21 protein-coding genes are annotated in these 26,424 nt (G+C 45.6%); 6 read left to right on the plus strand and 15 right to left on the minus strand.

From position 1 onward, the window contains the following. Positions 1 to 5 precede the first annotated feature (5 nt). On the minus strand, positions 6 to 701 hold the full coding sequence (locus GWI56_RS05320) for a 2OG-Fe(II) oxygenase (RefSeq protein ID WP_173244477.1): 696 nt from the start codon (positions 699 to 701) through the stop codon (positions 6 to 8). 118 nt (positions 702 to 819) lie between these two features. Here GWI56_RS05320 and GWI56_RS05325 point away from each other — a divergent pair, with 118 nt between their 5' ends. Continuing rightward, the gene (locus GWI56_RS05325; protein WP_198572326.1) at positions 820 to 2,082 is read left to right on the plus strand and encodes an HD-GYP domain-containing protein; all 1,263 of its coding nucleotides are present in this window, start codon (positions 820 to 822) and stop codon (positions 2,080 to 2,082) included. Positions 2,083 to 2,272: 190 nt separating this feature from the next. Here GWI56_RS05325 and corA read toward each other — a convergent pair whose 3' ends face one another. From corA to cobB, 4 genes are all read right to left on the minus strand, one after another. Next, a complete protein-coding gene (corA, locus tag GWI56_RS05330) occupies positions 2,273 to 3,220 on the minus strand; it encodes a magnesium/cobalt transporter CorA (protein ID WP_198572327.1) in 948 nt (315 codons plus the stop codon). A gap of 127 nt (positions 3,221 to 3,347) precedes the next feature. Continuing rightward, complete coding sequence (locus tag GWI56_RS05335) at positions 3,348 to 3,719, minus strand: hypothetical protein (protein ID WP_198572328.1); 372 nt, start codon at positions 3,717 to 3,719, stop codon at positions 3,348 to 3,350. A gap of 318 nt (positions 3,720 to 4,037) precedes the next feature. After that, positions 4,038 to 4,487 carry an ATP-binding protein gene (locus GWI56_RS05340; protein WP_198572329.1) on the minus strand — a complete coding sequence of 150 codons (450 nt, stop codon included), beginning with the start codon at positions 4,485 to 4,487 and terminating at the stop codon, positions 4,038 to 4,040. After that, positions 4,484 to 5,215 (minus strand): Sir2 family NAD+-dependent deacetylase, encoded by a 732-nt coding sequence (gene cobB / locus GWI56_RS05345; protein ID WP_028759707.1) that lies wholly within the window; start codon positions 5,213 to 5,215, stop codon positions 4,484 to 4,486. The genes GWI56_RS05340 and cobB overlap by 4 nt, the downstream gene beginning before the upstream one ends. A 257-nt stretch (positions 5,216 to 5,472) precedes the next feature. On the opposite strand from cobB, the gene fur reads away from it, so the two are divergent. Continuing rightward, complete coding sequence (fur, locus tag GWI56_RS05350) at positions 5,473 to 5,904, plus strand: ferric iron uptake transcriptional regulator (RefSeq protein WP_028759706.1); 432 nt, start codon at positions 5,473 to 5,475, stop codon at positions 5,902 to 5,904. Positions 5,905 to 5,987: 83 nt separating this feature from the next. On the opposite strand, the gene GWI56_RS05355 is transcribed toward fur, so the two are convergent. From GWI56_RS05355 to sdhC, 10 genes are all read right to left on the minus strand, one after another. Continuing rightward, complete coding sequence (locus tag GWI56_RS05355) at positions 5,988 to 6,485, minus strand: GNAT family N-acetyltransferase (RefSeq protein ID WP_198572330.1); 498 nt, start codon at positions 6,483 to 6,485, stop codon at positions 5,988 to 5,990. A 95-nt stretch (positions 6,486 to 6,580) separates the two neighbouring features. After that, positions 6,581 to 6,988 carry a nucleoside diphosphate kinase regulator gene (rnk, locus tag GWI56_RS05360; protein ID WP_028759704.1) on the minus strand — a complete coding sequence of 136 codons (408 nt, stop codon included), beginning with the start codon at positions 6,986 to 6,988 and terminating at the stop codon, positions 6,581 to 6,583. 399 nt (positions 6,989 to 7,387) lie between these two features. Further along, a complete protein-coding gene (gene sucD / locus GWI56_RS05365; RefSeq protein WP_028759703.1) occupies positions 7,388 to 8,260 on the minus strand; it encodes a succinate--CoA ligase subunit alpha in 873 nt (290 codons plus the stop codon). Then, positions 8,260 to 9,426: an ADP-forming succinate--CoA ligase subunit beta gene (sucC, locus tag GWI56_RS05370; protein WP_006081976.1), complete on the minus strand. Its 1,167-nt coding sequence runs from the start codon at positions 9,424 to 9,426 to the stop codon at positions 8,260 to 8,262. Before sucC ends, sucD begins: the two co-directional genes overlap by 1 nt. A gap of 105 nt (positions 9,427 to 9,531) precedes the next feature. Then, entirely contained in the window at positions 9,532 to 10,722 is a 1,191-nt protein-coding gene (gene odhB, locus GWI56_RS05375; protein ID WP_006081977.1) for a 2-oxoglutarate dehydrogenase complex dihydrolipoyllysine-residue succinyltransferase, read from the minus strand. Positions 10,723 to 10,753: 31 nt separating this feature from the next. Next, positions 10,754 to 13,585 carry a 2-oxoglutarate dehydrogenase E1 component gene (gene sucA, locus GWI56_RS05380; RefSeq protein WP_198572331.1) on the minus strand — a complete coding sequence of 944 codons (2,832 nt, stop codon included), beginning with the start codon at positions 13,583 to 13,585 and terminating at the stop codon, positions 10,754 to 10,756. Between the two features lie 214 nt (positions 13,586 to 13,799). Then, positions 13,800 to 14,507, minus strand: a complete 708-nt coding sequence (locus GWI56_RS05385) for a succinate dehydrogenase iron-sulfur subunit (protein WP_028759701.1) — start codon at positions 14,505 to 14,507, stop codon at positions 13,800 to 13,802. 11 nt (positions 14,508 to 14,518) lie between these two features. Next, the gene (sdhA, locus tag GWI56_RS05390) at positions 14,519 to 16,285 is read right to left on the minus strand and encodes a succinate dehydrogenase flavoprotein subunit (protein ID WP_105252695.1); all 1,767 of its coding nucleotides are present in this window, start codon (positions 16,283 to 16,285) and stop codon (positions 14,519 to 14,521) included. After that, positions 16,286 to 16,633 carry a succinate dehydrogenase, hydrophobic membrane anchor protein gene (gene sdhD / locus GWI56_RS05395; protein ID WP_028759700.1) on the minus strand — a complete coding sequence of 116 codons (348 nt, stop codon included), beginning with the start codon at positions 16,631 to 16,633 and terminating at the stop codon, positions 16,286 to 16,288. It lies immediately after the preceding gene. Then, a complete protein-coding gene (sdhC, locus tag GWI56_RS05400) occupies positions 16,627 to 17,022 on the minus strand; it encodes a succinate dehydrogenase, cytochrome b556 subunit (protein ID WP_012089416.1) in 396 nt (131 codons plus the stop codon). Before sdhC ends, sdhD begins: the two co-directional genes overlap by 7 nt. 414 nt (positions 17,023 to 17,436) lie before the next feature. Here sdhC and GWI56_RS05405 point away from each other — a divergent pair, with 414 nt between their 5' ends. From GWI56_RS05405 to GWI56_RS05420, 4 genes are all read left to right on the plus strand, one after another. Further along, positions 17,437 to 18,723 (plus strand): citrate synthase, encoded by a 1,287-nt coding sequence (locus GWI56_RS05405; RefSeq protein WP_105252697.1) that lies wholly within the window; start codon positions 17,437 to 17,439, stop codon positions 18,721 to 18,723. Between the two features lie 298 nt (positions 18,724 to 19,021). Continuing rightward, the gene (locus GWI56_RS05410) at positions 19,022 to 20,086 is read left to right on the plus strand and encodes an efflux RND transporter periplasmic adaptor subunit (RefSeq protein ID WP_105252698.1); all 1,065 of its coding nucleotides are present in this window, start codon (positions 19,022 to 19,024) and stop codon (positions 20,084 to 20,086) included. A gap of 12 nt (positions 20,087 to 20,098) precedes the next feature. Next, the gene (locus GWI56_RS05415) at positions 20,099 to 23,350 is read left to right on the plus strand and encodes an efflux RND transporter permease subunit (RefSeq protein ID WP_198572332.1); all 3,252 of its coding nucleotides are present in this window, start codon (positions 20,099 to 20,101) and stop codon (positions 23,348 to 23,350) included. After that, complete coding sequence (locus tag GWI56_RS05420; RefSeq protein WP_198572333.1) at positions 23,347 to 26,394, plus strand: efflux RND transporter permease subunit; 3,048 nt, start codon at positions 23,347 to 23,349, stop codon at positions 26,392 to 26,394. The genes GWI56_RS05415 and GWI56_RS05420 overlap by 4 nt, the downstream gene beginning before the upstream one ends. The last annotated feature ends 30 nt before the right edge of the window (positions 26,395 to 26,424 follow it).

Raw genomic sequence — 26,424 nt, forward strand, 5'->3', positions numbered from 1 at the left:
TACTATCAGGCAATCACCGCATATAACTGTTCGGCTCGATTAAACATGATCCAAGAAGTGGCAATATATTTGTCACCACTCACAGGTTTATTTCCCCGATGTGAATGAGTAAATCCCGCAGGCGCTATCACCATAGTGCCTTTTTTGGGGGAGATTTTACGCTGTTGATAATAAAATTCGGTTTCGCCGCCCTCTTCCACATCATTTAAATAAAACATATAGAGCACGACGCGATGCAGAGCTTCATTGTGGCCATTCTGCGGGAATTGTTCCGAATGCCAATGGGGATAACCGCCTTTATTTTGCTGATACTTTTGAATATTAATACTGCCACTGCGATACAAATACTTCACTAAGCCATCGGCCCTAGGCGCACCCAGCGTCGCAAAATTAGTCGGAGTTAGCGTCACTGGTTGGCCCTGCTCATCACTCACTGACACAGCAACCGCACCCATTAATGCCATTGAATACTTTGTGAAATAATCTACCGCGCCCTTTAAGGTATAACCTAAGAGTTCATTTCTGATGGGCTGCAGGTCGACGAAACTATCTAAGGTCAAATCGCGGCTGATCTTCTTCTCCAAATCGACGCCATTGCCCGTTTGTCCATCAACAACGCCAGCATGTTGCTCAAATGCCAGAATGAGACGGTCACACAAGTCATTCGGCAACGCATTAGGGTATACTTCAATAAAGTCCATACTTCCTCAATGGAGTGGCTACTTTCTAGGCTTACTATGCTGACATGTTAGTTAAGTAATTGTAAAGCAGCATCATTGAGATAAAATAACCCACATTACGCTTCACGATAACAAGAATATGAAAAAAAGCTGTAAAGTTTCAGTCCATCAACTTCAAGTCGGCAACTTTGTGCGTTTGCCCGTGGCTTGGAAAGATCATCCCTTTTTATTCAGTAGCTTTCATATTAAACAAGCTGCGCAAATCGAGTTGATTAAAAATCTGGGCATCGAACATGTCATCGTCGATTTAGAACGCAGCGACGTCGCCCCGATACATGCTGATGCGGTCAACCCTATCAAATTGCCGCCAAGTGCTGAAATCAATGTGCTTAAAAACGACATGGATCAATACAAGACTGAGCAAATCGAAGTGCAAAAAAAATTACGCCGTGACATTAATAAAACTGAGCAAAATTTTACCCGCTCAGTAGCCATGATGCGCAGCCTCATCTCTAAGCTACGTAATCGCCCCTTAAATGCGGTCGATGACGCCAAAGATTTGGTCCACACCATAGTCGAACAGCTGCTCAACTCAGATAACTTAGTGCTGCATTTGATGAGTGATGCTAAGCAGGATGAAAGCATTTATTATCACTCCTTGAATGTTGCGATCCTCTCTATGCTGATCGCCAAAGAAATGGAATGGGATAGAAGTGAAATCGAAACGGTCGGTCTCAGTGCCCTGTTCCACGACGTGGGTAAATTAAAAATCCCACCACAAATTCTAAAAAAATCGACACCTTGGTCAGCACCAGAGCTTAATTTTATCAAGCAGCATCCATTACTTGGGATTGAACTGCTCAAATTAGCCGATAATTTTCCCCAAGCAGCCTTACCTGCAATCACCAATCACCACGAGTTTCTCGATGGCAGTGGTTATCCCAAAGGCCTAAAGGAAGAGGCTCTCGATAAGGTATCGCAACTGATTGCGGTAGTGAACGAATATGACTCCTTGTGTTACCCAAGCCAACAGGGCAAAGCCAGAATGCCCTACGCCGCACTAGGGCATTTGTATAAGCAATATAAAACTAAGCTAAATCAAGAGTATATTGGCAAGATGATCAAGATACTGGGCATTTACCCCCCAGGCAGTGTAGTGGAATTATCCAGCGGTCAATATGCCATGGTGATGTCGGTTAACTTAACTAAACTGCTATGCCCTAAGATATTGGTTTACGATGCGTTAGTTCCTAAAGACCAAGCGCCTATCGTTGATTTAGAGATTGAAGGGATCAGCATAGTGCGTTGCTTACCACCTGCGGCGCTTCCTGAAAAAGTCCACGAATATTTGAATCCGCGCGAGCGAGTGAGTTACTACTTTGGCGGCGATAGTCGTAAGTAGTTGATTAAGAAACTGGCTTAACGATTATGTCTAACGAGCTTCACTCATTTAAGCAAAGTCATCGAGTCTCACTCATTGAATAAAAGTCATTGAATGAACGTAGTTAAATGGCAGTGATAAAAATAAGGGTCGAATATTGCATTCGACCCTTATTTTAAATTCGAGAAAACCAACACAGCTAGCGCCAGACTTATAACCAATGCTTACGTTTAAAGAAGAAGTAAGTACCTGCGGCACTGGCTAACATCATCACAATCGCCATAGGGTAACCGTATTGCCACTCAAGCTCAGGCATTCTGGCAAAGTTCATCCCATAACTACTGGCAATCAAGGTCGGTGGTAGAAACACCACAGCGGCAACCGAGAAGATTTTGATGATTTTGTTCTGCTGCAGACCACTGAAACCCATGGCCGCATCGAGCAAGAAGTTTAACTTATCAAAGATAAACTGACTGTGGGGCATCAGCGACTCGATATCCGACAACATTTCCCGCAAGTCCTTTAAATGTTCATCGGATAACTGGCCACGATAATAACGCTGCATATAACGCAGTGAACGCTGAGTATCGAGCAAACTTAATCGGATTTTACCATTAGAGTCTTCTTGCAGAGTGATGAGTTTAAATACATCGTCAAGTTCGTCGTTATCAAATACTTGCTCACCGACATTTTCAAGTACAGTGTAAACGTCTTCAATTAAGTCAGATAGATAATCCACTTTCAGATTAAATAACTCGAGAAACAATTCCTGCGGTGTCGATACTTCTAACCGCCCTAAACGCAAATAGTTACGCAGCAAACGGATAAGACCTACGTCTTCTTCACGAATTGTCAGTAAAAAATTGCTACGAAGGTTGAAGGAAACGTTAACGCCGCGCACATCTTGGCCGACACGCTGTGGGAATAACGAATTAATATGCAAGCCGTCACTGTTTTGATAAAAACGTGCTGAGGCCTCAATTTCATTGATATCTTCTTCGTCAGGCACTTCTTCAACAGAAAAATGACTTAACCACTCTCGCTCCTCATCATCGGGTTTATACAGATCTAACCAAATGGTCGACGCGGGAATACTGTCCAGTATGCCGAGCTCTGTCACAGTAAGGTGACGATTATCATAGACATAAGCAGTAATCATTTGTCCTCCTGAAAAAAAACTTAAGTTAACGATTCCACTTAAGTGCAGGCTAAAAAATTGTCGCTAGTTTACCGCATAAGTTGGCAATGAAAAGGCGTGCAAGGTAATTTAGTAAAATAAATATGCCTTAGTCGGTTTCGATAATTGCCAACCGTTCTTGGGTCGAAAAGCGAATATGGATGCCATCGAGAGTGACCATTTTCGAGTCTGAGATATCACCTTTTCGCACACGATACTCGCCGTTATTGTCGGCATTCGGTGACACAATTCTCACAGTGACAATTCTATGCTGATCGCGCCAATACCAAACACTGTAACTCAGCAGGCTAAATCCAATCACCACAAATACACTCGTCAACAGGTATCGACGCCACAGCGGTTCACTAAAACGCTTTGAACTGAGATTAACAGCCTGAGGTTCAATCTGACGCTTGCGTTTCACCAGCAAAAACCAAGCGCCAACAATAACTAAGACTGTTAGTAAAATTTTAATGAGCATGGCTCTTTCCTCTGATAAACGTCCGCTTGTGCTCAATGGTCTCGATCAAGCCAGCAGCAATCTTGCATTGACCCTTCAATGCCACACAAGTTAGCGCATTATACGCAGACTTATGTGGATAAACTGTCTTTGGGATCAAGCTTAAAATGCACAGTCAAATAGACAAGGCGAATGTACGAGCCATACACATAGACAAAGACAAAGCAGAACGTTGAAACAGAGTACAACAGACTTATGACAGGGCGAAAACACTGCGGGACCTATACCTAAAATTGATTACTACAGATCACAACACTCAACATAAGTAAGTACCTGAAATTAAAAATCTTCAAATACCTTCGCCATCCGCTGAATTTGTGCCAAAGGAACGCCGTGGCGATTGCGTTTCGCGCATTCCTGCTGATGAGCCAGACTGCTTGGTTCACCCACAAGCACAATTCTAACTTGATAACCTAAGGCTTTTGCCGCCGCTTCATAGGCCATGTATTCCCAGTGGCACAGATTGGTATTATCACAAATCACCACAGGCTCGCTTGAAGAAAGTGCCTGAATAAACCCCGTCAAATTACATTGATGAAACTCAGGTAATTTCTTGGCATCGAAACGGTATTCATCTTCATGGTAGAAAAAACTATCGGTCGAAAATACGCCACGTTGCCGCACGCCAATGGCTTTTTCTAAAGGAAGGGAAAGAATGTAAGTTTCAACCCAATGTGACTTACCACTGCCCGGTAAGCCACGCATTATAATCGCAACTTTTTCGCTCATGTGTTCGACTCACTGCCAATCACTCGACCCGCTAAAATGGTATCAACCAACTGAGGCACTAACTCCCCCGCTTTTCCTGTGAGGTGATATTGAAACTGACTGTGTCTATCGGGTGCCATCATATTCACTTCGACTGTTTGAGCCCCATGATGGTTAGCTGTATCCACAAAGCCAGCGGCAGGATACACAGTGCCAGAGGTGCCAATGGCAATAAACAAGTCGCAGTTATCGAGCGCATCGTGAATTCGATCCATCCCTAAGGGCATTTCACCAAACCACACCACATGGGGGCGTAATCGCTGAGCCGGAATACAACAAGTACAGCAATTATCGGCACCAAAGGGCTCACGTAAAATAAAGGTCTGACGTGAGCGCGGACAACGGCCTTTGGATAATTCACCGTGCATATGCAATAAGCGGCGCGAGCCCGCACGCTCATGCAGATCATCAATATTTTGTGTGATGATAAGTAATTGACCTTTAAAGTCCGCTTCCAACTTTGCCAAGGCCACATGCGCTGCATTGGGTTCAACCGTGCCACTGTGCAGTTGCAACCAACGACTATTGTAAAATCGCTCTACCAATTCAGCATCACGTTCATACCCTTCTGGTGTAGCAACGTCTTCAATATGATGCTCTTCCCATAGACCATCTTGATCGCGAAAGGTGCGTAAACCCGACTCAGCAGAGATCCCCGCGCCGGTTAACACCACAATTTGCTGGTACATGCCGATTCCTTATTATTTTATTTATTTGAATTATTCTCACTGACTTTGGCAGCCGTGAATATTATTCCTTGGTATAACCATACAAAAACTATGCTTGAATTGCCGCAAAATATTGTGATTTAACGCCTATTGACACAATTTATCTGCATATCGCCCTAGAAAGCCAGAACAAAGGTTTAAGTTTTCAACCTGAGCACCTATAATGGCAAACACTATCCACGGATGAACCTATTGGTTCTGCAATCAAGAGATTAGCAATGACAGATGGAAATCAAGCGCTAAAAAAAGCGGGTTTGAAAATTACCCTGCCACGAGTCAAGATCCTAGAACTGATGCAAGGACCTGAAAACCAACATATCAGTGCAGAAGATTTGTACAAGAAGCTGCTCGATATCGGTGAAGAAATTGGTCTAGCCACCGTCTACCGTGTGTTAAACCAATTTGATGATGCAGGTATTGTCAGTCGCCATCATTTTGAGAGCGGTAAAGCCGTTTTCGAACTATCGACTCAGCATCATCATGATCACTTAGTTTGCCTATCGTGTGGCAAAGTGATTGAGTTTTCAGATGAAGTCATCGAACGTCGTCAAGATGAAATTGCCATGAAACACAATATTAAGCTGACTAATCACAGCTTATATTTGTACGGCACTTGCACCAACGATACCTGTGAGCATAACGACGCCTAAGTCGGCCATTGTGTTTATAAAGCATTAAGCAAAAAACCAGCCTAAGGCTGGTTTTTTATTGGATGATGTTTACGGGTAAACCGCTATAACACCTTGGCGTAGATATTCACTTTATGGCCCATAAACTCATTTTGCTCACGCCAATGCATGCCCACACGCTTAGCCACACCTTCAGAACCGAGATTCCCTGCTAAGATAAGTGCAATCGTCTGGTCAATGCCAAAACGTTTAAATTCAGCTAATGCAGCAAATGCGGCCTCAGTACCAATTCCAGTTCCCCAATACTCAGGGAAATAACGATAACCCAGTTCGACTTCGCTGAATTCTGGAATAAATTTCGGACCACAAAAACCAATCACCCGCTTATCAGCTTTATGCTCTACCGCCCAACGACCAAAACCATGTTGCAGATAATCGACTTGGATCACCTTGTGAAACAACTCAACCGCCTGCTCGCGAGCTGTAAATGCCGCGGTGGGAATGTATTTCAGCATCGCGGGATTACTGTTCATCAAATAAAGCGCTTCACAATCTTGCTCAGTAAATGGCCGAATAATTAACCGTTCAGTTTGGGTTATCATCTTTGCTCCTTCAAAAATGGCACTTAAAAATCAACCAATGGTTCGCTTAAAGTGCACTGGCGTAACGTCAACGACACTACGCCAATACCTCAAGCTTAACGGTGGAAATCACCACTGCGTTCAGGCTGATACAGGATTTCCTCAATACGCACTTTTACCATAGAACCACCCGGACCTGGCCATTCAATTTCATCACCTTGAGAGAGCCCTAATAATGCGCTGCCCACCGGCGCCAAAATAGAAATCGTCCCTGCGCCGTTCACGTCTTTTGGGTACACTAAACGTAAACAGAAGGTCTCATTACTGGATGAAACGCTAAACTTCACTTCTGAATTCATGGTCACCACATTCGCGGGCACCTGTGATGCAGGCACAATATCGGCTCTGTCTAATTCAGCCTCCAATGCCGCTTTGCCCGGAAACGCATTTGCCGGCAGTGACTCCAATAATCGCTCTAGTCTTTCTAAGTCAATTTCCGAAATAATGATTTTAGGTGTTTTCACAGTTTTTCCCTCGTAAAAAAATGTGATGTTTAAGCCGTTACTGTGGCTAACATCGACTCTGTTGCTTACCCTCCCCCAATGCGATAAGCCCCATAAAACAAATACGCTCGCAACGATAGACTGCAACCGTGTTAAATAAATTTGAGTTCAAGATTTTTGCAGAACAGCACTGAAGCCATAAGCACTTAGCTCATGGTTAATGGCTCTACTCACATTATCCTCGCCAATGACACAGACGAGCGCGTAGTAGAGAAGCATCAATCTAACCCGTAGAAGAAAAAATATCTAGTCTTCATGGTGTTAGCTCAATCCCATTCCTATGATTTACTGCGCTTAGCTGCCGAAATTACAGCCAATAAAAAAGGCGCCTTAGGCGCCTTTTATATTCGAAAGGTTAGCTTACCAACCTGTACGAATACGCAGCGCTTTGCCGATATCAGCAAGCGAGCGGACAGTTGTCACGCCCGCTGCTTCTAATGCAGCAAATTTGTCTTCTGCAGTACCTTTACCGCCAGCGATAATCGCGCCAGCATGGCCCATACGCTTACCTGCAGGTGCAGTGACACCCGCAATATAAGACACAACAGGCTTAGTCACGTGTGCTTTAATGAAAGCCGCCGCATCTTCCTCAGCGTTACCACCGATTTCACCGATCATAACGATCGCTTCAGTCTGTGGATCGTTTTGGAACATTTCCAGTACATCAATGAAGCTAGTACCTGGAATTGGGTCACCACCAATACCTACGCAAGTAGATTGGCCGAAACCTTCATCCGTTGTTTGCTTAACCGCTTCATAAGTCAGAGTACCTGAACGAGAAACGATGCCCACTTTGCCTTTTAAGTGGATGTGACCTGGCATAATGCCGATCTTACATTCACCTGGGGTGATAACACCTGGGCAGTTAGGGCCGATCATGCGAACGCCAGTTTCTTCAAGCTTCACTTTAACTTGCAGCATGTCCAGTGTAGGAATGCCTTCAGTGATACAAACGATAAGCTCGATTCCACCGTCGATAGCTTCAAGAATGGCATCCTTACAGAACGGAGCCGGAACATAGATCACAGAAGCAGTCGCACCAGTCGCAGCCACAGCGTCTTTCACAGTGTTGAACACTGGCAGACCTAAGTGAGTTTGACCACCTTTACCAGGAGACACACCGCCCACCATTTGCGTACCGTAATCGATAGCTTGTTGTGAGTGGAATGTACCTTGACCGCCAGTGAAACCTTGGCAAATTACCTTGGTATCTTTATTGATTAAGACAGACATTATTTGCCCTCCGCAGCTTTAACTACTTGCTCAGCCGCGTCAGTTAGACTGGTAGCTGCAATGATATCTAGACCTGATTTAGCTAATACTTCACGGCCAAGTTCAGCGTTAGTACCTTCTAAACGAACCACAACAGGTACTTTAACGCCCACTTCTTTAACAGCGCCGATAATACCTTCTGCGATCATGTCACAACGTACGATACCGCCGAAAATGTTAACCAGAACCGCTTTCACATTGCTGTCAGACAGAATGATTTTGAATGCTTCTGCTACACGTTCTTTCGTCGCGCCGCCGCCTACGTCTAAGAAGTTCGCTGGCTTGCCACCGTGCAAGTTAACGATATCCATAGTACCCATCGCCAGACCTGCACCGTTCACCATACAGCCAACGTTACCGTCTAATGCAACGTAGTTCAGCTCGAACTTAGCAGCGTGAGCTTCGCGGGCATCATCCTGTGATGGATCGTGCATGCCTTTGATTTTTGGTTGACGATAAAGTGCGTTACCGTCGATACCGATTTTACCGTCTAGGCAGTGTAGGTTGCCTTCAGTGGTAATAACCAGTGGGTTGATTTCAAGCAATGCGAAATCATGATCAACGAACATCGTCGCCAGACCCATGAAAATCTTAGTGAACTGCTTCATTTGAGTTGGGTTTAAACCTAACTTGAAGCCAAGATCACGTGCTTGATAACCTTGTGGGCCAGTCAAAGGATCTATGATTGCAGTGTGGATGAGTTCTGGCGTTTCTTCTGCCACTTTCTCAATTTCAACACCACCTTCAGTCGACGCCATGAACACAACACGACGAGTCGCGCGGTCAACAACGGCACCTAAGTACAGTTCGTTAGCGATGTCGGTACAGCTTTCTACTAAAATTTTAGCAACTGGCTGGCCTTTCTCATCAGTTTGATAAGTCACCAGATTTTTGCCTAACCAGTGTTCGGCAAAGGCTCTGATTTCTTCTTTATCGCCAGTGACTTTAACGCCACCTGCTTTACCGCGGCCGCCTGCGTGTACTTGACACTTAACAACCCATAAATTTCCGCCAATATGGCCTGCCGCTTCTACAGCTTCTTGGGCTGTATCACATGCAAAACCTTCTGACACTGGTAAACCATATTCGGCAAATAAGGATTTTGCCTGATACTCATGCAAATTCATGATGATCTATCCGTATACTTCTAATCAAATCCAACTGGCCCGTTTGGGCCAGTCACGAGGGTATGTCTGGCTATTTCTTTAAGCGCAATCTCTTATCGAGTTGTGTTACAGATCAAGCAGCAGACGAGTTGGGTCTTCTAGGAAGTCTTTAATCGCAACCAAGAAACCAACAGACTCACGGCCATCAACAATACGATGGTCATATGAGAGTGCTAGGTACATCATGGGCAGGATTTCAACCTGACCATTGACTGCCATTGGGCGATCTTTAATAGCATGCATGCCTAAAATCGCACTTTGTGGCAGGTTAAGGATCGGTGTAGACATCAGTGAACCGAAAACACCACCGTTAGTCACAGTGAAGTTACCGCCAGTCATGTCAGCCACAGTCAGCTTACCGTCACGGCCTTTAAGGGCTAAGTCACGAACTGCTTTTTCGATTTCAGCTAAGTTCATGGTATCTGTGTCACGTAACACTGGTGTTACCAGACCACGTGGTGTTGATACTGCGATGCTGATGTCGAAGTAGTTGTGATAGACGATATCATCGCCATCAATAGACGCGTTGACTTCTGGGAAACGTTTCAGCGCTTCAGTCACGGCTTTGATGTAGAAAGACATAAAGCCTAAACGGATACCGTGGCGCTTTTCAAAGATATCTTGGTATTGCTTACGGATATCCATGATGGGCTTCATGTTCACTTCGTTAAACGTCGTGAGCATAGCGGTAGAGTTTTTCGCTTCTAACAAACGGTTTGCGATTGTCTTACGCAGACGTGTCATTGGCACGCGCTTCTCGCTACGGCCAGCCGCTAACGGAGCTACAGCAGGTGCTGCTGGCGCCGCAGCTTTAGGGGCAGACTTAACAAAGGCTTCTACGTCTTCTTTCGTAATACGACCACCCACACCAGTGCCTTTTACTTTGCTGGCATCAACATTGTGCTCTGCCAGTAAACGGCGAACAGATGGGCTTAACGCATCACTGCTTTCATCGCTGGTTTCAGCTGCAGGCGTTGCCGCTTCAGCTTGTGCTTTAGTGACTTCTTTGCCCGATACAGCACCAGCGATAAATTTAGCGATCACTTGTTCACCCAGAACAGTGGCGCCTTCTTCAAATAAGAACTCGCCAATGTGGCCATCTTCTGGCGCAACCACTTCAAGAACCACTTTATCGGTTTCAATATCAACCAGGTTTTGATCACGAGAAACTTGCTCGCCCACTTTCACATGCCAAGTGGCAATCGTGGCATCGGCAACAGATTCTGGTAGTACGGGTACCTTGATTTCGATACTCATGAAAAACTATCCTTTTATAAAATGTCTATTACTACAGTGCGATTGTAAGTTTCAGGGCACTGTTCACTAAAGATTCTTGCTGATGTGTGTGCAACTCAGGGTAACCACACGCTGGTGCAGCTGACGCTTCACGACCTGCATAAGTTAACTGTGCACCTGCAGGAACCGCGGCCCAGAAATGGTGTTGACTAGAGTACCAAGCACCTTGGTTCTGTGGCTCTTCCTGACACCAAACAAAATCTTTCACATGTTGGTAATCAGCCAAAGCAACGATCATTTCATCATGTGGGAACGGATATAACTGTTCGACACGGATTAACGCTACGTTAGTGATATTTTCTTTACGACGTTTTTCCAGCAGTTCGAAGTAAACCTTACCACTGCAGAAGACAACTCGGTCAACCTTGCTTGCTTCCAAGGTATCGATTTCACCGATCACATTTTGGAAACTGCCATTGGCTAATTCTTCCAAGCTTGAAACCGCTAATGGATGACGTAGTAATGACTTAGGCGACATGACGATAAGTGGACGACGCATAGGACGCACCACTTGGCGGCGCAACATATGGTAGACCTGTGCAGGTGTTGAAGGCACACACACTTGCATATTGTGGTTAGCACACATCTGCAAGAAACGCTCTAAACGGGCGCTTGAATGCTCAGGGCCTTGACCTTCATAGCCATGGGGTAACAGCATAGTCAGACCACATAAACGGCCCCACTTCTGCTCACCCGATGACAAGAACTGATCGATTACCACTTGGGCACAGTTAGCAAAGTCACCAAACTGCGCTTCCCAAATAGTCAATCCGCCGGGTTCTGCTGTGGCATAACCATACTCAAACGCCAGTACTGAGGCTTCAGATAATACTGAGTCAGTAATATCAATTGGGCCTTGTTCATCAGCAATATTGCGCAGTGGCATGTATGTCGTGCCATCGTTTTGATTGTGCAATACAGCATGACGATGGAAGAAAGTACCGCGGCCAGAATCCTGACCCGTAATACGTACACGCTTGTTGTCTTCCAGAATTGAGGCATAAGCCAGCGTTTCTGCAAAACCCCAATCGAGTGGCTTCTCGCCTTTTGCCATAGCTAAACGGTCGCTATAAATCTTAGCAACCCGTGATTGCAATGGATGACTTTCAGGTACATAGCTCAGTTTGTCAGCCAGACTTTGTAAACGCTCAGCCGACATAGAGGCTTGATACGCTTCGTCCCACTCACGACCGATATACGGAGTCCAGTCAACAGAATGCAGCGTCATTGGGCGCCATTCTTTAACCACACAATCACCTTGATCTAATGCATCACGGTAATTATTGATAAGACCAGTCACATCATCAGCAGCCATCACATTTTCAGCGATTAGCTTGTCTGCATAAATCTTACGTGGGGTTGGGTGTTTCTTGATCTTGGCATACATCAGCGGCTGAGTTGCACTTGGCTCATCGGCTTCGTTATGGCCATGACGGCGATAACACACCAATTCAACCACCACATCACGTTTGAACTCGTTACGATAATCAACGGCTAACTGCGACACAAAAGCAACGGCTTCGGGATCATCAGAGTTAACGTGGAAAATCGGTGCCTGAACCATCTTAGCGATGTCAGTACAGTATTCAGTCGAACGAGTGTCCGCATGGTTAGACGTCGTGAAACCCACTTGGTTGTTCACTACGATGCGAATACTGCCGCCGACTTTAAAGCCACGGGTTTGAGACATGTTGAATGTCTCTTGTACTATCCCTTGACCCGCAATTGCAGAGTCACCATGAATAGTAATTGGCATGACTTGTAAGCCATCCTTACAACCGCGACGGTCTTGACGGGCACGTACAGAACCAATGACCACAGGGTTAACGATTTCAAGGTGCGATGGGTTGAAGGCCAGTGCTAAATGCACATTGCCGCCCGGCGTTTCAAAATCAGAGGAGAAACCTTGGTGGTACTTAACGTCACCAGAACCGTGGGTATCAGCATGCTTACCCGCGAACTCGTCAAACAGTTCAGCTGGACGCTTACCTAATACGTTCACTAACACGTTCAGACGACCACGGTGAGCCATACCGACGACGATTTCTTTAGTACCGGCTTCACCTGCACGATAAATAATTTCGCGCATCATAGGCACTAACGCATCACCGCCTTCTAACGAGAAACGTTTCGCACCAGGGAATTTAGCACCTAAGTATTTTTCAATACCTTCTGCGGCGTTAAGGCCTTCAAGAATGCGTGTCTTAACACTTTTATCGTAGTTAGCTTTACCTAAGGAAGGTTCGAGACGTTGTTGGATCCAGCGTTTCTCATCGGTATCGGTAATGTGCATATATTCAGCACCGATAGAACCACAGTAGGTGGCTTTCAGCGCTTTTACCAAATCCGCGAGCTTCATGGTTTCGCCACCATGAGCAAAAGAACCTGTATTAAACTCACGTTCCATGTCTTCTTTAGTCAAGCCGTGGAAGGCAGGATCTAAATCAGCTACAGGTTCACGTTTCCACAGTTCGAGGGGATCAAGATTAGCACCTTGGTGACCACGGAAACGATGGGCGTTAATTAATTGCAGGACTTTAACTTGCTTAGCATCCATTTCAGGATCCGTCACACGAGCTGAGCTCTTATGGCGACCTTCTAACGCTAAACTGCGAAAATAATCACGTACTTTTGAGTGAGCAGCTTCAGGCGCATCAACAGAGGCACCGTTCACAGGAGGGAGATTATCAAATACCGCACGCCAATCATCAGCGACTGACTGTGGGTCTTCTTGATAGGCTTCATACATCTCTTCTACGTAGGTCGAATTTGCACCACTTAAGTGAGATGATTCGAGCCAGGCTTTCATGATGCCTTGGTGCATTTCTATTCCTTTCAAACTTTATACACGTGCTTAGCCATAGTATTAAATATGCAGTCTGTAGAGATTACCTTCGACGCATAATTTCTGCCGCCCCTAGATGTCCAGATATACGGCGCGTTGTCTTCCATTACATACGCAAAAGAGTCACCTTCTGCTACCAGAAAGTGACTCTTCAAGAGCTATATTATTATTGGTTTCAGCTCGGGTTCTCGCATTACACTGCTCGCTTCAACAGCATGGACTTAATATGACCAATTGCTTTAGTCGGATTAAGACCTTTTGGACAAACGTCAACGCAGTTCATGATGCCATGGCAACGGAACACGCTATAGGCGTCGTCCAGCTCAGATAAACGTTCTTCTGTAGCTGTATCGCGACTGTCGATCAAGAAACGATATGCATGAAGCAGACCGCTTGGACCGATAAACTTATCAGGATTCCACCAGAATGATGGGCAAGCCGTAGAACAACAGGCACACATGATACATTCGTACAAACCATCTAAATGAGCACGCTCTTCAGGGGATTGTAAGTGTTCACGAGCAGGTTGTTTCTCATCATTGATGAGGTAAGGCTTGATCTTCTCATACTGCTTATAGAACTGAGTTAAATCAACAACTAAGTCACGAACAACTGGCATACCTGGTAATGGACGTATTTCTAATTTCTTACCTTTAAAGGTTGAAATTGGGGTAATACACGCCAGACCATTCTTACCATTCATGTTCACGCCGTCTGAACCACACACGCCTTCACGGCATGAGCGACGGAATGACAAAGTCGGATCTTGCTCTTTCAACTTGATCAGTGCATCGAGCACCATCATGTCAGAGCCTTCAGCCACTTCTAAGCTGTAATCCTGCATATACGGTTTAGTATCTACGTCAGGATTGTAGCGATAAACTGCAAATGTCAATTTCATCTTTGCAACTCCTAGTAGGTACGTTTCTTCGGCGGGAATGCTTCACGTAACTTAGGTGCCATGTTCACTGCACGACGATCCATCGTTTCAGTGATTGGGTCAAATAAGCTGTGGCATAACCAGTTCTCATCATCACGCTCTAAATAATCTTCACGTGAGTGAGCACCGCGACTTTCGGTACGGAAGTTAGCCGCATAAGCCGTGGCGATTGCCGTTGCCATCAAGTTATCTAACTCTAAACATTCAATACGTTGAGTATTGAATTCACGAGAGTTATCAGACAATTTAGCATTTGCAAGACGTTCACGAATCACTTTCAACTGCTCTAACCCTTCAGCCATAGCATCGCCACGGCGGAATACAGAGAAGTTTAATTGCATACACAGTTGCAGATCCTTACGGATTTGCGCTGGATCTTCGCCATCTTTGTTGCTTTCCCAACGATTCAGACGCGCAAGAGAGGCAGCAATATCCGCATCACTTGCGTCTTTTGGATCGTCAGTCTCATCCAAAGCTTTACCTAAATGCTGACCCGCTGCGCGGCCAAAGACCACTAAATCAAGCAGTGAGTTACCACCTAAACGGTTTGCACCATGTACAGATACACAGGCAATCTCACCCACAGCGAACAGACCAATAACATCTTGTTCAGTGCCGTCTTCATTCTTACGAATAACTTGACCACTGACCTTAGTTGGTAGACCGCCCATCATATAATGACACGTTGGTAGTACTGGAATTGGACCATCGGCTGGATCGATATGGGCAAAAGTACGAGACAATTCACACACGCCTGGTAAACGTGCTTCTAATGTTTCTTTACCTAAGTGATCAAGCTTCAGTAAACAGTGTGGGCCTAATGGACCGTCTAAACCACGACCTTCGCGGATTTCAGTCATCATTGAACGTGCTACCACGTCACGTGATGCCAAATCTTTCGCGTTAGGGGCATAACGCTCCATGAAACGCTCGCCGTCTTTGTTCAGCAGATAACCGCCTTCACCACGACAACCTTCAGTCACAAGTACACCCGCGCCGGCGATGCCGGTTGGGTGGAATTGCCACATTTCCATGTCTTGCATTTGCACGCCAGCACGCATTGCCATACCAACGCCGTCACCGGTGTTGATATGCGCGTTAGTCGTCGAAGCGTAAATACGCCCTGCACCACCGGTCGCAAGAATCGTTGCTTTAGCTTTGAAATAAACGATATCGCCCGTTTCAATTTCAATCGCAGTACAACCCACAACGGCGCCATCATCGTTTTTAACGAGATCTAATGCATACCATTCTGAGAAGACTTGCGTCTTATGCTTAACGTTTTGTTGGTATAAACAGTGAAGCAAAGCATGACCAGTACGGTCGGCAGCTGCCGCAGTACGCGCAGCCTGCTCGCCACCAAAGTTCTTAGATTGACCACCAAATGGACGTTGGTAAATCGTACCATTTTCGAAACGAGAGAAAGGCAAACCCATTTGCTCAAGTTCAATCACGGCTTCAGGACCGGTTTTACACATGAACTCGATCGCTTCTTGGTCACCGATAAAATCGGAACCTTTCACGGTATCGTACATGTGTTGTTCCCAATGATCTTCATGGGCATTACCTAACGCAACAGTGATACCACCCTGCGCAGATACGGTATGAGAACGGGTTGGGAATACTTTTGATAAAAGCGCACAGCTTTTACCTTCTTTGGAAATCTGCAGCGCTGCACGCATACCAGCGCCACCGGCACCGATCACTACAGCATCAAATTCGCGTACTGGAATACTCACTTAGACACCCCACACAATAACAATGCCGGCCGCTAAATAACAAAATACGGTAACGACAAAGGTGAACTGTAAAACACCACGTAACGACGTGCACTTAACGTAATCTGTCAGCACTTGCCATACACCAATCCAAGCATGTACTAATAAGGCTACCAGCGTCAGAAGTGTAAACACTTTCATTGGCAGAGCACTAAATAGGCCATGCCAGACGTCGTAGGTGAGAGGGGAACTACATGCAATAAAGCCAACCAAGAAAATGGTGTAACAGGCGAGGATCACTGCACTAGCGCGTAGTAGAATATAGTCATGAACACCACTGCGTCCAAAACTTGCTGCATTGGTTACCATACCCAGATCCCCGCTATGATTGAAAAGGCTACCGTTAAGGCAAATACAGCTTTCGCTGATGCGGCACCCGATGACAATTCTTCCCAACGACCGGTATCCATTACTAAGTGGCGCAGGCCACCAAACAAGTGATACGCCAGTGCAGTCATAATGCCCCACAGGATAAACTTCATCACGAAGTTATCGAATAGAGACTGTACGCCAGCGAAACTTTCAGCTGATGCTAAAGATGAATTTAGCAACCAAATGAGAATGCCAACTGCGAACAGCATGATGACACCGGAAACACGGTGAAGAATTGACACAATCGCTGTTGCAGGAAAGCGAATGGTCTGCAGATCTAAATGGACAGGTCTTTGCTTTTTCACGTTCTGCTCACTCAGCTCCATTGAGCATTTTTTTTGTTATGTGAACCGCTTTTGTACAAACTTTAAACAGGAGGTTGATCACTGCAAAAGTAAACACAAAAGCAAAGTTTAAACAAACAGTTAACTATCTGAGCACGCACTCATTTAACATGTAAACAAAGGGTGCTTTATAATCGTTGTTTGCGGCCCTTATTGGGCGAGGCAAGTATACTCGCGGCAAATGTCAAATACAAACATCACAGAATGCAAATTATGTTTTTTTGACTATTTTTTACTGTAAGTGCCAGTTACAAATAGAAAAGTAAAGGCTTTTATACCATGGTCTAACAAATTTAAACGCTTATTTAAATTGAAATGTGATCTAGAATGGCTGTAAAGTAATGGCGGTTTGACATGCCGCACTCACAGATAAGAACTAAGTAAGGAGAACGGGGTATGGCTGATTTAAAAGCCAAATTAGAATTACCAGGGAACGACTCGATAGAATTGCCAGTAAAGCAGGGAACCGCTGGTTTTGACGTAATCGATATCAGTAAACTTGGCAGCAAAGGTTACTTTACTTTTGATCCAGGTTTTCTTGCGACTGCCTCCTGTGAATCTGCAATTACCTATATTGATGGTGATCTAGGTATATTGTTACACCGTGGCTATCCAATCGATCAACTTGCCGTTGACTCCGATTACCTAGACCTGTGTTATTTGCTGCTTTACGGTGAACTACCGACCAAAGCGCAATATACTGAGTTTGTACATACAGTTAAAACCCACACTATGGTTCACGAGCAGCTAGCCTTCTTCTTTAGAGGTTTCCGTCGTGATGCTCATCCTATGGCCATGTTATGTGGTGTGACGGGTGCATTATCTGCATTTTACCAAGACTCTCTGGATGTTAACGATCCACGTCACCGCGAAATCGCCGCTTATCGCTTAGTCTCAAAAATGCCTACGATAGCAGCCATGTGCTACAAGTATTCTTCAGGCCAGCCATTCGTGTACCCACGTAATGACTTAAGCTATGCAGGCAACTTCTTAAGCATGATGTTTGCTGTACCGTGCGAAGAATACGTCGTGAACCCTATTGTTGAACGTGCAATGGACAGGATCTTCATTTTACATGCAGATCATGAACAAAATGCATCGACTTCAACAGTACGTTTAGCCGGTTCTTCAGGTGCAAACCCATTTGCGTGTATCGCAGCGGGTATCGCATCTCTTTGGGGCCCTGCACACGGCGGCGCTAACGAAGCCTGTTTGCAAATGTTAGAAGAAATCGGTTCAGTAGACCGTATTCCTGAATTCATTGAACGCGCTAAAGATAAAAATGATCCTTTCCGTCTGATGGGCTTTGGACACCGTGTTTACAAAAACTTTGACCCACGAGCCAAAGTGATGCGTGAAACCTGTCATGAAGTGCTGAAAGAACTGAAAGTACAAGATCCACTCTTGGATGTGGCAATGGAGCTTGAGCGCATTGCACTTGAAGACGAATACTTCATTTCTAAAAAGCTGTATCCAAACGTCGACTTCTACTCTGGCATCATTATGAAAGCCATTGGTATTCCAACCAGTATGTTCACTGTGCTGTTCGCACTGGCACGTACTGTAGGCTGGATTGCTCACTGGAAAGAAATGTTAGATCAACCAGGCCACAAAATCAGCCGTCCACGTCAGTTATATACTGGTGAAACTGCGCGTGATTTCGTCGCACAAGACAAACGCTAAGTCCCACGACTTACGCATTAAAAAGCGCCTAAGGGCGCTTTTTTCATTTCAAATAATCCTCTTTTAAACTTCCTTCTCCTGACAAAATACATTGTTGCAATTGCGCACTTGTGTAACCTTAATTAACCGCGTTTAGTTATTCTCATCACTTTTTAAACCTTTTAGCTACATTTAGTAAGAATCACAAATCACACTTAGCCAAAAATACGACTAATAGACTGAAATTAAACAAATTTAAACATTGGCATGGTTTCTGCTTACAACTGACATCACAATAAAGACAACAGGTAACATTCTTATGGAAAAGTCAAAAATTGCTCAATTCACCCTGCCACTGCTAATGATTTCGATGCTAGCAGCCTGTGGTGAGGAAGAAGTGGTCAAAAAAGAAGAAAAATATGCCATTCCCGTCGAAACCACCACAGTGATGCAAGGAAACGTTTCATCTTTTTACAGTACAACTGCCACCTTAGAAGCGCCACAGGAAGCCAATGTAGTGAGTCGTATATCAGGGCTCATTGAATCTCTCGCTGTTGAAGAAGGTGACCGCGTTCAAAAGGGCCAAGTGCTGGCTGTTATTGATGCCAAGAGGCAGCAATATGATTTAGACCGCTCAGAAGCCGAAGTCAAAATCATCGAGCAAGAATTAAATCGTCTGAAGAAAATGAGCAACAGAGAATTTATCAGCGCGGATTCAATGGCCAAACTTGAATATAACTTGCAAGCCGCTATCGCTAAGAAAGATCTCGCCGAACTGCAAGTAAAAGAAAGCCGCGTACTGTCCCCTATTAGCGGCGTAGTTGCTAAACGTTATGTGAAAGCAGGCAACATGGCGAAGGAATTTGGCGATTTGTTTTATATAGTCAACCAAGATGAACTCCACGGTATTGTTCATCTCCCAGAGCAACAGCTTGCGAGCTTAAAACTCGGCCAAGAAGCACAAGTGTTTAGTAATCAACATAGCAAGAATGCTATCCACGCCAAAGTGTTGCGCATAAGCCCGATTGTGGACCCACAAAGTGGCACCTTTAAGGTGACACTTGCAGTGCCGAATCAAGAGGCACGCCTTAAAGCTGGCATGTTTACCCGAGTTGAGCTCAAATACGACACCCACGAGAACGTGATTACCGTTCCCTACAGCGCCTTGATTAACCAAGACAACAAGCAAGCGCTTTATGTTATTGATGGTACCAATGCGAACCGTCGTGAAGTCGAAATTGGCTACCGTGAAGGTGATTCGGTAGAAGTGATTACAGGTATTAATCCCGGTGAACAAGTCGTTACACGTGGCCAGCAAAACTTGAAAGACCAATCCTTAGTCGAAGTGATCACCCCACTCGATCTTGCTTCCGCTAAGAACTGATAGGAGCCTTTCATGTCAATTATCAGCACTTCGGTTAAACGGCCAGTCACGGTATGGATGTTCATGCTGGCGGTGATTTTATTCGGTATGGTGGGATTTTCCCGCCTAGCGGTGAAATTACTGCCAGACTTAAGCTATCCCACATTAACCATTCGCACTATGTATGACGGCGCGGCGCCAGTTGAGGTCGAACAGCTCGTCTCTAAACCGATTGAAGAAGCCGTTGGGGTGGTCAAAGGCTTACGTAAAATCAGCTCTATTTCGCGCTCCGGCATGTCAGATGTGGTGCTCGAGTTTGAATGGGGCACAACAATGGATATGGCGAGTTTAGATGTACGTGAAAAACTCGACACTATCGCTCTGCCGCTCGATGTAAAAAAGCCCTTATTACTGCGTTTTAACCCCAACCTTGACCCTATTATGCGTCTCGCGCTGTCGGTGCCCAATGCCTCTGAAGCCGATCTCAAACAAATGCGCACCTATGCAGAGGAAGAGCTTAAGCGTCGTTTAGAGGCGCTATCTGGGGTCGCCGCCGTGCGTTTATCTGGCGGCCTAGAGCAAGAAGTGCATATTCAGCTCAATCAAGAAAAACTGTCGCAGCTCAATCTCAATGCCGATGATATTAAACGTCGTATTAATGAGGAAAACATCAACCTCTCTGCGGGTAAAGTGATCCAAGGTGATCGCGAATACTTAGTACGAACGCTAAACCAATTCAACTCATTAGATGAACTCGGCCAAGTGATCGTCTATCGCGATGAGCAAGCTTTAGTCCGTTTATTCGAAGTTGCTACCATCACAGATGCCTACAAGGAGCGTAGTGATATCACCCGCATTGGCAGTCAAGAATCGATTGAACTGGCCATTTATAAAGAAGGTGATGCAAATACTGTCGCTGTCGCCAAAAAACTGCGCGATGAACTCGTCAAAATCAATCAAGACCCTAAGCAAAATAAGCTCGAAGTGATTTACGATCAGTCTGAGTTTATCGAAAGTGCGGTCAGCGAAGTCACCTCTTCTGCGCTGATGGGCAGCTTGTTATCTATGCTAGTGATTTACCTGTTCTTGCGTAATATCATCCCGACACTGATTATTTCTATCTCGATTCCCTTCTCAGTCATCGCCACCTTTAACATGATGTATTTTGCCGATATCAGCTTAAACATCATGTCATTAGGTGGTATCGCCCTTGCCATCGGTCTCTTGGTCGATAACGCCATTGTGGTATTAGAGAACATAGACCGCTGCCGTAGCGAAGGTATGAGTAAATTAGAAGCTGCAGTGACAGGGACTAAAGAAGTGGCAGGCGCAATTTTTGCCTCAACACTCACCACTCTTGCGGTGTTTGTGCCGCTAGTATTTGTGGATGGGATTGCCGGCGCCCTCTTCTCAGACCAAGCGCTAACGGTCACTTTTGCACTGTTAGCATCGCTATTAGTCGCGTTAACGTCCATTCCAATGCTGGCATCACGTGAAGGCTTTAAAACCTTACCCGCGCTGATAAAAACGACACCTAAGGATAAACCCACCACTAAAATGGGCAAGCTTAAACACTATAGTGCGACTGTGTTTTCCTTTCCTATTCTATTAATTGTTAGTTACTTACCCAGTGCACTACTGACCTTAGTGTTGATTTTAGGCCGCTTTTTCTCATGGCTTATTGGTCTAGTGATGCGCCCGTTAAGCTCAGCATTTAACTTTGTCTACCACAGTATTGAGAAGGTTTATTACAAGCTTCTGGCCTCGGCGCTGCGCCAACAGAAAGCAACGCTGTTACTCACGATTGCAATAACAGGCGCTTGTATTAGTTTGTTACCGCGACTTGGTACGGAGCTTATTCCGCCAATGAATCAGGGCGAGTTTTACGTGGAGATCTTACTGCCGCCGGGTACGGCAGTGAGCGAAACCGACAAGATATTACAGCAACTTGCACTGTCCATTAAAGACAGAGCTGAAGTTAAACATGCTTATAGCCAAGCTGGTAGCGGCGGTTTGATGACTTCGGATACTGCCCGCGGGGGTGAAAACTGGGGCCGCTTGCAAGTGGTGCTTAACGACCACAGTGCCTATAACGTAGTCACTCAAGTATTACGTGATACTGCGCGCCGTATTCCTGAACTTGAAGCGAAAATTGAGCAACCTGAGTTATTCAGCTTTAAAACGCCACTGGAAATTGAACTCACAGGTTACGATTTAAACTTGCTCAAACGCAGCGCAGATAGTCTCGTCAAAGCATTATCCGCATCGGAGCGTTTTGCCGACGTGAACACCAGTCTACGTGATGGTCAACCTGAGCTAAGTATCCGTTTCGATCATGCAAGGTTAGCGGCTCTAGGAATGGATGCGCCAACGGTTGCGAACCGTATCGCCCAACGTGTTGGTGGTACTGTTGCCAGTCAATACACAGTGCGTGACCGTAAGATTGATATTCTGGTGCGCAGTGAACTCGCGGAGCGGGATCAAATCAGCGATATCGATGCCTTAATCATCAATCCGAATAGCAGTCAGCCTATTGCATTAAGCGCAGTTGCAGAAGTTTCATTACAATTAGGCCCATCTGCGATTAACCGCATCAGCCAACAACGTGTGGCTCTCGTATCAGCTAACCTCGCCTATGGTGATTTAAGCGATGCGGTTGCACAGGCGCAGCAGATACTATCGCAACAAGTGTTACCCGCATCGGTTCAGGCCCGTTTTGGTGGTCAAAATGAGGAAATGGAGCACTCATTCCAATCACTCAAAATTGCCCTTATCTTAGCGATTTTCTTAGTATATTTAGTCATGGCGAGTCAGTTTGAATCACTATTACATCCCTTGCTTATCCTCTTTGCCGTACCTATGGCATTAGGTGGCAGTGTACTTGGGCTTTATATCACCCAAACTAACTTGAGTGTGGTGGTATTTATTGGCCTTATCATGTTGGCGGGGATCGTCGTGAACAACGCGATTGTGCTTGTGGATCGGATCAATCAACTGCGTAGCGAAGGTGCTCAAAAACTTGATGCCATTCGCGATGCAGCTAAATCGCGCCTACGCCCGATTATGATGACAACCCTCACCACGACCTTAGGCTTATTGCCGATGGCGCTAGGTCTAGGTGATGGCTCAGAGGTGCGCGCACCGATGGCGATTACGGTGATCTTTGGTCTGAGTTTATCAACACTACTGACCTTAATTGTGCTCCCAGTGCTCTATGCCCTGTTTGATCGAAAAGAATACGCAGCAACAGGCTCACATGTAAACGTAGAGGAGGCTCGCCCATGAACCTCACCCGTTTAGCCATTAAGCGCCCCGTAACCACCAGCATGTTCTTCTTTGCTATCTTGCTGTTTGGTCTCGCCTCGAGTCGCCTATTACCGCTGGAAATGTTCCCCGGTATTGATATCCCACAGATAGTGGTGGAAGTGCCTTACAAAGGCTCGACCCCTGCTGAAGTGGAACGCGATATAACCAAAGTGCTGGAGGAATCCCTCGCGACTATGGGGGGGATTGATGAGCTTGAATCAGAATCCTCCCAAGAAGGCGCCGAAATCGAAATCAACATGAAGTGGGGGGAAAACGTTGCCACTAAGAGCTTAGAAGCGCGGGAAAAAATCGATGCAGTGCGGCATTTACTGCCCAAGGATGTGGAGCGGGTCTTTATCCGCCAATTCTCCACCGCCGACATGCCTGTGCTCACCATACGCATCTCAAGTGATCGTGAGCTTTCAGGTGCATTCGATCTACTCGATAAACAGCTCAAGCGTCCGCTTGAACGTGTTGAAGGTGTCTCTAAGGTCAGCCTGTACGGCGTTGAGCAAAAGCAAATTGAGGTACGCATCAATGCCGATCGCCTTGCCGCCAGTGGATTTTCAGCCACAGATTTGCAACAACGTCTCAGCAGAGAGAACTTTGTGCTGAGCGCTGGCACACTCAGGGCCAGTAATATCGTTTATCAAGTTTCACCTAAGGGTGAGTTTAGAAACCTTGAAGATATCAAAGCACTAGTACTGATCCCCGGATTGACCTTAGGCGATATCGCCGATGTGCAATTTGCCCTACCTGAACGTATCGAAGGTCGACATTTAGATAAGCACTATGCCGTGGGTTTGGATGTGTTTAAGGAATCTGGCGCTAACTTAGTCGAAGTGTCAGACCGTGTCATGAAGGTGATTGAGCTTGCGAAGCAGGACCAACAGTTCCAAGGTATTCGCCTATTTATCATGGAAGATCAAGCCTCTGGAGTAAAATCTTCACTAATGGATTTGCTGCTTTCAGGGTTAATCGGTGCACTGCTGTCCTTTGTCGTGCTGTACTTATTCCTGCGTAATTTTAAAATGACTTTAGTGGTTGTGTCATCCGTGCCTATTTCAATCGGTATGACGCTCGCCGCTATGTATCTACTCGGTTACAGCTTGAATATTCTGTCTATGATGGGACTCCTGCTCGCCGTCGGTATGCTGATTGATAACGCTGTGGTTGTCACTGAGAGCGTACTGCAGGAAAAACAAGGTAAACACCCTAAAGACAATGAAGAGTCAGTCATGACGGGGGTCGATAAAGTGTCTCTGGCGGTATTGGCAGGCACAATGACAACCGCCATTGTATTTTTACCTAATATTTTTGGCGTAAAAGTCGAGATCACTATTTTTCTAGAGCATGTTGCTATTGCGATTTGTATCTCACTCGCCGCGTCGCTATTGGTCGCAAAAACCTTAATCCCTTTGATGTTGACTAAGTTTCACTTCGACATCGCCCCCGAAAAGGATGCGGGTAAATTACAACGTTTCTACAATAATACCCTAGATTGGGTATTGCTCAGACCTTGGCGTTCAGGCGTGATTGCTGTAGCGATCCTCGCATCCACCGCCCTGCCACTATCTATGGTTAAACAGGACCAAGAAGACAGCGAGAGCAATGAGCGAATCTACATTAACTATCAAGTAGAAGGTCGACATAATCTCAATGTCACTGAGGCGATGGTCAACCAAATGGAAGAGTATCTTTATAACAATAAAGAGGAATTCCATATTGATTCTGTCTACAGCTATTATGCCTCTGACGATGGCTCATCGGTGATATTGCTGAAGAAAGACTTACCTATGTCAGTGGATGAGTTAAAAAAGAAAATCCGCAGTGGCTTCCCTAAGTATTCCATCGCCAAACCGCAATTTGGCTGGGGCAATGACAACTCTGGCGTGCGAGTCACACTGACAGGGCGCTCAACCTCTGAGCTGATTAATTTGAGCGAGCAAGTTATTCCTTTGTTGCAAAACATCAAAGGATTGCAAGATGTTCGCTCCGAGCTTAATGGCGCTCAGCAAGAAGTGATTATCCGCATTGATAGACAAATGGCGGCGCGGTTAGATTTAAAACTCAATGAAATTGCCTCAAGTATCTCCATGGCACTGCGCGGTTCACCGCTGCGATCCTTCCGCCACGATCCTAATGGCGAGCTACGAATCGAAATGGCCTACGAGAAAGAATGGCAAAAGTCACTTGAGAAACTCAAACAGTTACCCATAGTACGCCTCGACCAAAGAGTGTACACCTTAGATAATCTGGCGAAGATTGAGATCCAACCCCGCTTCGATACTATCAAACACTTCAATCGCCAAACCTCGCTGTCGATTGGGGCTAACTTAGAAAACCTCACCACAGAAGAGGCGCAAACTAAGATCAAGCAAGTGATGGAAAATATCCGTTTCCCCGATGGTTACGACTATTCACTCCGTGGTGGCTTCGAGCGCCAAGATGAAGATCAGAACGTGATGGTGACTAATATGCTCTTGGCTGTCGCGATGATTTATATTGTTATGGCGGCGTTGTTTGAATCTCTACTGTTACCAACGGCGATTATTACCTCGATCCTATTTTCCATCACAGGTGTATTCTGGGCGCTGTTTATCACAGGCACCCCTATTTCTGTGATGGCAATGATAGGTATCTTGATTTTAATGGGGATAGTGGTGAACAACGGTATCGTTCTGGTGGATCAAATCAATCAGATGACACCGGATCTCGACAAATTGTCTGACACCATTCGGGAGGTGTGTATCACCCGTTTGCGGCCAGTGTTAATGACAGTAGGTACAACAGTACTGGGATTAGTCCCACTGGCAATGGGTGATACCCAAATCGGTGGCGGTGGCCCGCCATATTACCCCATGGCAATCGCCATTATCGGTGGCTTATCGTTCTCGACAGTGACTAGCTTGTACTTAGTCCCCCTGTGCTATCAAGCATTTTATCGGATGCGTCACCGCGCAGCGATTCGCTTAGGCCAAGCCGATCACTTTGCCAAAAAACTGTTACCTTGGACGGTTTAGTTGTCTTGGATAGCTGATGTTCTTGAACAG

The organism is Shewanella sp. DW31, assembly GCF_015767295.1.
Taxonomy (GTDB): domain Bacteria; phylum Pseudomonadota; class Gammaproteobacteria; order Enterobacterales; family Shewanellaceae; genus Shewanella; species Shewanella oncorhynchi.